Origin of the sequence: Xanthomonas sp. NCPPB 2922, assembly GCF_041520885.1 — a bacterium.
GTDB classification, from domain to species: Bacteria; Pseudomonadota; Gammaproteobacteria; order Xanthomonadales; family Xanthomonadaceae; genus Xanthomonas; species Xanthomonas campestris.
The window spans coordinates 193,422-203,285 of record NZ_JBGOFY010000004.1; the positions used below are offsets into that span (position 1 = coordinate 193,422).

Genomic DNA, 9,864 nt, shown 5'->3' on the forward strand with positions numbered 1-9,864 from the left:
GAGAGCATTGCGGTCATCCTGGATCGTCAGGACCTGTCGGTGTGCATCCATGATTCGCTCGCGCAGATGGCGCGGCAGCTGGACGACTCCGCCGGCGTAGTGGTGCTGACCGAAGAAGCGGTGGCCGGTGATGTGGAGGCCTTGACCGCCGCGCTGCAGGCGCAGCCGCCATGGTCGGACATTCCGTTCGTGCTGCTGCGCTCCTCGCGCGGGGCCTATTACAACCGGCACACCACGCTGCCGGCGGCGGCGATCAACGTCATCGAGCTGGAACGCCCGTTGGGTGCGGTGTCGTTGCAGAGTGCTATTTCCACGGCGCTGCGCTCGCGTCAGAAGCAATTCGTCATCCGCGACCAGATGGCGCAGCTGGCCGAAAGCCAGGCGGCGCTGGCGCTGAGCGAAGCCGAGCTGCGCCGCGTCACCGATGCGCTGCCGGTACTGATCGCCTTCATCGACAAACACCTGATCTACCGCTTCGCCAACCAGGCCTATGAAGTGTGGATCGGGCAGTCGCCCGCCGCTGTGGTGGGGCGGTCGCTGGACGAGGTGATGGGGCCGGCGCTGGTGCGCCAGCGGCGCGGCTGGATCGATGCCGCCCTTGCCGGGAAGGCGCTCACCGTGGAGGTGAGCTGGCCGCACGCAGACGGCCGCCGCCGCGATGCGGAGATCCGCTACCTGCCACGCTTCGATGCGCATGGCGAGGTGGACGGCTTTCATGTGTTCGCCACCGACGTGACCGCGCGCACTGTGGCGATGGAGTCGATCCAGCAGCAGGCCACGCTGCTCGAAGCCAAGGTGGCCGAACGCACCGCCGAGCTGGAGCAGCAGATGCAGGCGCGCGAAAGCAGCGAAGCGGCATTGCGCCAGGCACAGAAGATGGAAGCGGTGGGCCAGCTCACCGGCGGCATCGCGCACGATTTCAACAACATGCTCACCGGCATTCTCTCGGCACTGGATCTGGCGCGGCTACGCATCGACCAGGGCCGCAGCGAAGGGCTGGGCCGGTTCCTGGATGTGGCCTCGGCCTCGGCGCTGCGCGCTGCAGCGTTGACCCAGCGGCTGCTGGCGTTTTCGCGCCGGCAATCGCTGGAGGCCCGGCATCTGCACGTCAATGATCTGGTGGTGTCGCTGCAGGAATTGCTGGCGCGCACGCTGGGCGAATCGGTACAGCTGGTGACCGACCTGCAGGCGGACATGCCGGCGGCGTACGTGGATGAGAACCAGCTGGAAAGCGCCTTGCTCAACCTGGCGATCAACGCGCGCGACGCCATGCCCGATGGCGGCCAGCTGCGCATCGCCACCCGGCATCTGACTGTCACCGACGCGCCGTTGCTGCTCGGCCGCGGCATCACGCTGGCGGTCGGCGGCTATGCGGTGGTGTCGGTCACCGACAGCGGGACCGGCATGACCCCGGACGTGCTGGAGCGGGTGTTCGAGCCGTTCTACACCACCAAGCCGATCGGCCAGGGCACCGGCCTGGGCATGTCGATGATCTATGGCTTCATGCAGCAGTCCAACGGCCAGGTGTGGGTGGAATCGGAACCGGGCGCGGGGACCACCGTGAGCCTGTATCTGCCCTCCGGCGTCAACGTGCACGATGCGCGCCCGGCCGTGCTGCCCAGCAGCGTGGTCGCCGGGCAGGGCCAGCAGGTGCTGGTGGTCGAAGACGATGCACAGGTGCGGCTGCTGGTCACCGAATTACTGCAGGAGCTCGGCTACCAGGCCGAAGTGGTGGCCGATGCCGATGCGGCATTGCCGATCCTGGCCTCACCGCAGCGCATCGATCTGCTGGTCACCGATGTCGGCTTGCCTGGCCTCAACGGCCGCCAGCTGGCAGAGATCGCACGCCAGTCGCGTCGCGATCTGCCGGTGATCTTCATGACCGGCTATGCGGAAACCGCGCGCGATCGCGGCGAATTCCTGGGCGAGGGCATGAGCATGATCGCCAAGCCATTTACGCTGGGCGAGTTCAGCGGCAAGTTGCACGAAGTGCTGGGGCCTTCCGCGTAACGCTGCGCGTGCGTCGCTGCAGCCACGCGCTGCAGGCGATCAACGCGTGGCTGCCTTCGATTGCCGCGCGCTGGCCAGCGATTGCGCCACCGCGATCTTGTCGGCAACGGCCTGTTGCATCGGCGAGCCGGTGTCCAGCAACCCATGCAGATGCTGCCAGTGGTCGGTGGCCGCGGCGTAGTCGTGTTGCTGGAAATCACTGATGCCCAGCAGCCACAGGCCGCGCTGGTTGTCCGGCTCGGCGGCAACCACCTGCTGCAAGCGTGCCCGCGAGGACGCGTCGATGGCGAAGTCTGCGCGCGTGGCCATGTCCGAGGCCACCCAGCCCACGATGGCCGCGCTGTTGTCCGGTGCCAGCTGCAACGCCTGCGCATACGCATCGCGTGCCTCGGCAGGGCGGTTTTCCTGCTCGTGCGCCTTGGCCTGCTGCATCCAGCTGGTGAGCGCCTGTAGCGCGGCGGCCTGTTGCGCGTCCGGTGTTGGCGTTGCCTCCACCGCAGCAGTCATGCCTGACGCAGACGCTGCACTACCGGGCTGTGCGAGGGCGCTTGCAGCCGCACGCTGTGGTTGCACGGCCACCATTGCATTGGGCGTGCCGACCAGGCGATACAGCCCCGCCGTGCCCAGTGGCAGGCCCAGCATCAGCAGCAACGGCAGCGCATGCCGCGCGCTGCCGTTGCGCTGCGCATGCTGGCGTACCGGCATCACCAGCAGCGCCGTGGCGCCCGCCACCATCGCTGTGCTTGCGAGATAAAACCCCATCATCACCAGTCTTCCTCGGTCTGTGGCGCCACCGGGGTGCCGGCACGCGCACGTTTGCGCACGGTGTGCAGGACCACGGCCGCGCCTGCGCCCAATATCAGCAACGGCCCGAACCATAGCAGCCAGGTGCCGCGCTTGACCGGTGGGTCGTACAACACGAAATCCGAATAGCGCTCCACCATGTACTGCTTGATCTGCGCATCGCTACGGCCGGCCTGAAGTTGCGCGAACACCTGGTGGCGCAGGTCGCGGGCCAGGTCTGCATTGGAGTCGGCCAGGTTCTCGTTCTGGCAGACCAGGCAACGCAGCTGCGCGGTCAATTGCTGGAAGCGTGTTTCTTCGTTGCGGTCCTTGAACGGCAACGGGTCCACCGCCTGGGCGGCCAACGGCGGGGCCAGCAGCATGCCCAGCAGCAGCGCCAGCAGCAGGCGCGCGATGCGTTGCCGTAGGCTCACGGTGCGCCTTGGGACAAGCCCGCAATCGCCGGCATCAACTCGTTGCGGATGACCTCCGGCGTCAGCACGCCAATGTGCTTGTAGCGAATCATTCCGTGCGCATCGATCAGGAAACTTTCCGGCGCGCCATACACGCCGAAGTCGATCGCGGTCTGGCCGGGCTCATCGGCAATCACCATGCCATAGGGATTGCCATGCTGCGCGAGCCAGGCGTTGGCATCGGCCGGCGCGTCCTTGTAGTTGTAGCCGATCAACGCCACGCCGAGCGTGCGGCCGTGCGCCATCAGCACCGGATGCTCCTGCGCGCAGGCGGCGCACCAGCTGCCGAAGACATTCAGCACGTAGGGCTTGCCCAGCAATTGATCGCGGGTGACCTGCTGCTGCGGTTGATCCAGCAGCGGCAGCGAGAACGCCGGCGCCGGCTTGCCGATCAGTGGCGAGGGAACATCGCGCGGATTGTGCTGCATCGTCCAGTAGATGCCGAAGCCGAACAGCGCGGCCAGCGCCAGAAAGCCCAACAGGGGCAGGAGGCGGTTCACAGGTGCGACTCTCCGGCAACGGCGAGGGGAGTGGGGGCGATGGGAGCAGGCGACGACACCGCGGCAACCGCAGGTACCGGTGCGCGGAAGCGCCGCGCGCAGGCGCTGACGAACCCGCCCAGCATCATCAACAGCCCGCCGGCCCAGATCCAGCGGATCAACGGCTTGTAGTACAGCCGCAGCGTCCAGTCGTTTTCGATATGCTGATCGTCCAGCGGCTCGCCCAGCGCCACGTAGAGGTCGCGGGTGGCGCCGGCGTCGATCGCCGATTCGGTCTGGATGCGCTCACTGCTGTACAGGCGTTTTTGCGGATGCAAGGTAGCCACCGGCGCACCATCACGGCTGACCTGCACGCTGCCTTGTTCGGCTTTCCAGTTGGGCCCATCCACCAGCTGCACGCCATCGAAGCGGAAGCTGTAGCCGGCGATCTCCGCGCTCTGGCCGGGCGCCAGCCGCACGTCGCGTTCCACCGACAGGCTGTCGGACACCAGCACGCCGGCCACGAACACCGCCACACCGGCGTGCGCCAGCAACATGCCGGCCATCTCGGCAGGAAAGCGCCGCCCGCGCGGCATCTCGCGCCAGCGCTTGTGCATGTACAACGCGGTGCCGGCAGCCACCCAGGCGGCCGCACCGATGCCGGCAATGGCCTTCGCCTGGCCCTCGGCGAACACGCTGGCGACCAGCGCGCAGGCGATGGCGGCAATGCCCGCACGCGCGCCCAGCGACAGCAGCGGTGCCATCTCTGCCTTGCCCCAGCGCAGGTACGGGCCGAATGGCATTAACAGCACCACCGGCGCCATCAGCAATGGAAACAGCAGGCCGAAATAGGGCGGTCCCACCGACACCTTGCCCAGGCCGAACGCATCGGCCACCAGCGGGAACAAGGTGCCCAGCAACACCATCGCCGCGGCCACGGTGAGCAGTAGGTTGCCGACCAGGATCGCGGTCTCGCGCGAGGCCGCTGCGAACGGTTTGCCGGTGGCGATCTTGGGCGCGCGCAGCGCATACAGCAGCAGCGAGCCGCCCACCACCGCCACCAGGAAAATCAGGATGTACAGCCCGCGCCGTGGGTCGGCGGCAAACGCATGCACCGAGGTGAGCACGCCCGAGCGCACCAGGAAGGTGCCCAGCAACGACAACGAAAACGCCAGGATCGACAGCAGGATGGTCCAGGCACGCAGGCTGCCGCGTTTTTCGGTCACCGCCTGGGTGTGGATCAGCGCGGTGCCCACCAGCCACGGCATGAAACTGGCGTTTTCCACCGGGTCCCAGAACCACCAGCCGCCCCAGCCCAGTTCCGCATACGCCCACCAGCTGCCGGCCACGATGCCGGCGGTGAGGCAGGCCCAGGCGACGTTGGTCCACGGCCGTGCCCAGCGCACCCAGGCCTGTTCGAGTTCGCCGCCCAGCAGTGCGGCTACCGCGAACGCGAATGCCACCGAGAAGCCGACATAACCGGTGTAGAGCACCGGTGGGTGGAAGGTCATGCCCGGGTCCTGCAGCACCGGATTGAGTTCCCTGCCGTCGAGCGGAATCGGCGACAGCCGCCCGAACGGATTGGAGGTCAGCAGGATGAAGGCCAGAAAGCCCACGGATACCAGTCCCAGCACCGCCAGCACGCGTGCGGCGAAGTGCTGCGGCAGGTGCCGGCTGCAGGCGGCCAGCAGCACCGTCCAGGTGGACAGGATCGCGATCCACAGCAGCAGCGAACCTTCGTGCGCGCCCCACACCGCGGCGATGCGGTAATACCAGGGCAGGGCGATGTTGGCGTTGTCGGCGACATAGCGCACCGAAAAATCCAGCGACAGCAGCGACCAGGCCAGCAGGCCGAAGGCCAGCCACACGAACACCGCCTGGCCGGCAGCGGCAGGCCGCGCGACCGCCATCAGCGCGGTGTTGCCGCGCCAGGCACCGATCAGCGGCAACACGCCCTGCGCCAGCGACAACAGCAACGCCAAAATCAGCGCGATCTGGCCAAGTTCAGGCGTCATGGGCGTGGCGCTGCGGGCAACGGGAGAGAGTCATCTGGATCCGGAGTGATGGAGCGGTGGCGCGGGTCAGCGCACACCGCTCAACGGGGCCGCGGCCGCTGGGATCGGCTTGCCGACATGGCCTTCGGCCATCGCGTCCTTGAGTTCCTTCGGCATGTAGGTTTCGTCGTGCTTGGCCAGCACTTCGTTGGCGACAAAGCGCCCGGCCTGCATGCGGCCGTTGGCGATCACCGACTGGTTGTCGCGGAACAGGTCCGGCAGGATGCCGGTGTATTCCACCTGCGTGGCGGCGTGCTTGTCGATCACGGTGAAGGTGACGGTGAGGCTGTCGGTGGCACGCTGGATCGAGCCGGCCTTGACCATGCCGCCAAGGCGGAACTGCTGGTAGCCGGCCGCCGCGCCCGCATCCACCTGGCTGGGCGTGAACAGGTAGCTCATGTTCCGCTGCAGGGCGAGCACGATCAGTGTCACCGCCAGCGCCGCCGCCGCCAGCACGCCGATCACCAGCCAAAGGCGTTGTTTTCGGGTGGCGTTCATGCGTCGCGCTCCAGCACCGGCACCGGCTGCTCGCGCGGCCGGCGCGGTGCCTGCCGCTGCAGCTGTCCGCGCAGTTGCGCGGGCAAGCGCTGCCGGCGCAGCCACGGGGCGATCAGGTCGGCCAGCAGCACCAGCACGAACAAGGCATACGCGGTCCACACGTAGGCGCCGTAGCCGCCCATGGCGAGAAAGGCGCTCATGCGGTGCGCTCGGTCAAGACGATGCGGCGTGCCCAGTCCTTGCCGCTTTCCAGCGCAAGCAGGTCCACCCGCACGCGGCCGAACAGGCTGGCCACGTAATACAGCTTGGTCGCCACCAGCATCAGCAGCAGCGGCCACAGCATGTCCGCGCCCATCTTGGAGGGGCCGAGCAGGCGCACCGTGGAGCCCTGGTGCAGCGTGTTCCACCACACCACCGAGTAATGCACGATCGGCAGGTTCACCAGGCCGACCAGCGCCAGCAGCCCGGCCGCACGCATCGCCTGGCGGCGGTCTTCCACCGCGTGGTACAGGCCCAGCACGCCCAGGTACAGAAACAGCAGCAACAGTTCGGAGGTGAGCCGGGCATCCCAGGTCCACCAGGTACCCCACATCGGCTTGCCCCACAGCGAGCCGGTGCACAGGGTGATCAAGGTGAAGGCGGCACCGATCGGTGCCGAGGCCATGGTGACCACTTCGGCCAGCTTGATCCGCCAGATCAGCGCAATGAACGCCGACACGCCCATCGCCGCGTAGATGAAAAGGCTCATCCAGGCGCTGGGCACGTGGATGAAAATGATGCGGTAGGCGTCGTGCTGCTGGTAATCCGGCGGCGCCAGTACCAGCCCGCCGTAGGCAGCCACCGTAGCCAGCAGCAGTGCCAGGCCCAGCGCCCACGGGCGCACCACACCGGCGAACCGGTAAAAGGTGGGCGGCGAGCTGAGCTTGTGCAGCCACAGGGGAATCCACTTGGCCATGCGCGTCGTCAGTTGGAGTGTTTGGAAAGCGCCAGCGCGTCGACCGCGGCGCCGGCGTTGACCTGCAACTGGCCATCGGAGACCTTGCTGGTGCGCTGCATGAGCGCACGCAAGGCGTTGGCGTCCATCGATGGCGACAGCGACAACAGCAACGCGGCCATGCCGCTGACATGCGCGGTGGCCATCGACGAGCCGGAGGTGAAGTCGTAACGGCCGTTCGGCTGGGTGGTCAGGATGTCCTTGCCCGGTGCGCTGAGCACGCCGGGCAGGGCGGCCGTGGCGCTGCTGCTGCGCACTACCAGCACGCCCGGTACATCGTTGGGAAAGCCGTCCAGGCGCCCGTTCGGCGGCATGGCTGCGACCACGATGCGGCCCTGGTCGACCAGGTGGGTGAGCATCCTGCGCAGCAACGGGTCGGCCGGGCCGCCCAGGCTCAAATTGACCACGCGCGCAGAGCTGTTGTTGATCGCCGCCAGCGCCTTGGCCAGGGTGAACGAATTACAGCGGGCGGTGCTGCCGGTGCTGCCGGCGCTGGGGGCATACCAGCAGGCCTTGTAGATGCTCAGCATGGCCCGCGGCGCCATGCCGACGATGCCCTGATGGTTGTTGCTGCCGGCGGCGATGATGCCGGCCACTTCGGTGCCGTGCGAATCGGTGCTGGTGGTGACCGGGGTGTCGTCCACCAGGTCGTGCACCTCGCGGATGCGTGACTTCAGATCCGGGTGGCTGGTGTCCACGCCGGTGTCGACCACGGCCACCGTCACGCCGCGGCCCTGGGTGATGGCCTGCGCACTTGCCGCATCGGTGGCGATGAAGCCGCGTTGCAGGTCCACGTACGGGTCGTTGTAGCCGGTCAGGGCGCCGGTCTTTTCCGAGGCATCGGTGGAAAACACCGAAAATTCCTGCACCGGTTGCACCAGTTCCACGCCGTCGTCGTCGGACAGCGCCTTGATCAATTCGTCGCGCGAGACACCGGCCGGCGGGTGCAGCACCGCGCAATACAGGCCCAGCGAGGTGATCGGCCAGGCCGAGACTTCGCGTAACTGGTAGCGCTGCTTCAGCGCTTCCATGCGGGCGGCCGCATGCTGGCCGGCGCCGTAGTAGCTGGAGGCATATCCGATCAGGCTGGAGCCGGCGCGCGCCGGCGGCGCGGTGAGCGGGTTGGCCACTGCCAGCAGGATGTCGCGGCTGCTGTCTGGCACCTTTGCGTCGGCGTCCGCTTTCTCTGCCTCGGCAGCCGCGGCGACGGCCTGCGGATCGGCCGCCTGCGCGCACACGGGGGCGGTGAGGCTCAGCAGCGCCGCCAGCACACCGATGGCCCAGGGCGTGGTCATGGCGCGGACACGATCTCGGCCAGCCGGATGCCCGGGGTGGCGCGCAGCTGCTGCACGGTCTGTTGCGATGGCGCCGGCGGCTGTGCGGCCGGTACCACGGTGTAGGCGCCCATTTCGTTGGGGCCCCCCACCACCTGCAACTGCTGTGCATGCAGCAGGCGATCCCAGTCGGCGACGGTGAGGCCGGCATCCGGTACCACCCGGATCGCGCCCTTCGGCACCGGCAAGGCAGTGGCGCTGCTGAGCGTGCGGTAGTCGTGCACGGGCGCCGGCGCAGCCAGCTTGACGCCCATGACGCCCAGGCCGACTGCCTGCACCAGGGCGGCGGCGGCCAGCGCACGCACCGTCCAGCTACCGGAGCGGCGGGCGGGCGGTGCGCGTGCCGGGACCGGCACCTGTTCGGGCGCATCGATCTTGCCGAGCAGCCGCAGCAGGCCGGCATTGGCATCCAGCTTGACCGCGCAGGGCAGGGCCAGCGCCTGGCGCAGGCGGCTCTGCTGGGCGAACTCGGCGCTGCACGACGGGCACTTGGCCACGTGTGCGATCAGCCAGGTGTTCTCTTCTTCGCTGGCGCTGTCCAGCAGAACGGCGGGCATCAACTCCCAGGCGTGCGAGCATTCCTTGCCCGGCGCGATGAAGAACGTCTTCATTGCATGGTCTCCGTAGATGGCGCGCTGCCGGCCAGGCCGGGCAGCACATTGCGTAATTTGACCCGCGCATGGAACAGCCGGGCTTTGATCGTGCCCACCGGGCACTGCATGATTTCGGCGACTTCTTCCAGCTTGTGGCCGACGCCGTAAACCAGTTCGATCACCAGCCGCTGGTCTGGCGACAACCGTTCCATGCCTTTGTCGAGCCAGTCGCGCAGTTCGCGGTCGTCGTTGTCGTCGGTACTGGGAGCGTGGTCTTCGACCGTGGCGGTGTCGTCGATGGCCTCGCCGTCGTGCTGGCGCAGGCACTTCAAGCCGCAGCGGTAGGCGATGCCCATGATCCAGGTCGACACCTGCGAATCGCCGCGGAAGTCGCCGGCTTTTTGCCAGGCGATCCAGAAGCAGTCGTTGATCGCTTCTTCGATGATGTCCGGGCGCCGGGTCAGGCGCGACAGGAAGCGACAGAGCCGCCCGTGATAGGCGGTGTACATGGTCGCCAGGGCGTCACGGTCGCCCGCAGCCATGCGGCGCAGCAGCATGCGGTCGGTCGCGTCACCCAGGGTATCGGTGTCAGTCATCGAAGAGGCGCTGCAAAGGTTATCGGTCAGTGCCCATCACCGGGCAAAAG

At 67.7% G+C, this 9,864-nt stretch carries 11 protein-coding genes; 1 reads left to right on the forward strand and 10 read right to left on the reverse strand.

From position 1 onward, the window contains the following. The first annotated feature begins 33 nt into the window (after positions 1-33). A complete protein-coding gene (locus ACD584_RS07570; protein ID WP_372357279.1) occupies positions 34-2,010 on the forward strand; it encodes an ATP-binding protein in 1,977 nt (658 codons plus the stop codon). Positions 2,011-2,049: 39 nt separating this feature from the next. Here ACD584_RS07570 and ACD584_RS07575 read toward each other — a convergent pair whose 3' ends face one another. The 10 genes from ACD584_RS07575 to ACD584_RS07620 all read right to left on the reverse strand — a co-directional run bounded on the left by ACD584_RS07575 (position 2,050) and on the right by ACD584_RS07620 (position 9,814). Further along, entirely contained in the window at positions 2,050-2,775 is a 726-nt protein-coding gene (locus ACD584_RS07575; RefSeq protein ID WP_175611499.1) for a tetratricopeptide repeat protein, read from the reverse strand. Next, entirely contained in the window at positions 2,775-3,176 is a 402-nt protein-coding gene (locus ACD584_RS07580; protein ID WP_228438001.1) for a cytochrome c-type biogenesis protein, read from the reverse strand. The genes ACD584_RS07575 and ACD584_RS07580 overlap by 1 nt, the downstream gene beginning before the upstream one ends. Before the next feature lie 47 nt (positions 3,177-3,223). Beyond that, positions 3,224-3,766 (reverse strand): DsbE family thiol:disulfide interchange protein, encoded by a 543-nt coding sequence (locus ACD584_RS07585; protein WP_076035934.1) that lies wholly within the window; start codon positions 3,764-3,766, stop codon positions 3,224-3,226. Next, positions 3,763-5,760: a heme lyase CcmF/NrfE family subunit gene (locus tag ACD584_RS07590; RefSeq protein ID WP_014507442.1), complete on the reverse strand. Its 1,998-nt coding sequence runs from the start codon at positions 5,758-5,760 to the stop codon at positions 3,763-3,765. Before ACD584_RS07590 ends, ACD584_RS07585 begins: the two co-directional genes overlap by 4 nt. Positions 5,761-5,826: 66 nt before the next feature. Beyond that, complete coding sequence (gene ccmE, locus ACD584_RS07595; RefSeq protein ID WP_040941453.1) at positions 5,827-6,297, reverse strand: cytochrome c maturation protein CcmE; 471 nt, start codon at positions 6,295-6,297, stop codon at positions 5,827-5,829. Then, entirely contained in the window at positions 6,294-6,497 is a 204-nt protein-coding gene (gene ccmD, locus ACD584_RS07600) for a heme exporter protein CcmD (RefSeq protein WP_076035933.1), read from the reverse strand. Before ccmD ends, ccmE begins: the two co-directional genes overlap by 4 nt. Further along, entirely contained in the window at positions 6,494-7,252 is a 759-nt protein-coding gene (gene ccmC, locus ACD584_RS07605; protein ID WP_011036839.1) for a heme ABC transporter permease CcmC, read from the reverse strand. The genes ccmD and ccmC overlap by 4 nt, the downstream gene beginning before the upstream one ends. Positions 7,253-7,260: 8 nt before the next feature. Continuing rightward, a complete protein-coding gene (locus ACD584_RS07610) occupies positions 7,261-8,586 on the reverse strand; it encodes a S8 family serine peptidase (protein ID WP_070693368.1) in 1,326 nt (441 codons plus the stop codon). Next, positions 8,583-9,236 (reverse strand): zf-HC2 domain-containing protein, encoded by a 654-nt coding sequence (locus tag ACD584_RS07615; protein ID WP_040941449.1) that lies wholly within the window; start codon positions 9,234-9,236, stop codon positions 8,583-8,585. Before ACD584_RS07615 ends, ACD584_RS07610 begins: the two co-directional genes overlap by 4 nt. After that, positions 9,233-9,814 (reverse strand): RNA polymerase sigma factor, encoded by a 582-nt coding sequence (locus tag ACD584_RS07620; RefSeq protein WP_011036842.1) that lies wholly within the window; start codon positions 9,812-9,814, stop codon positions 9,233-9,235. Before ACD584_RS07620 ends, ACD584_RS07615 begins: the two co-directional genes overlap by 4 nt. Positions 9,815-9,864: the final 50 nt, after the last annotated feature.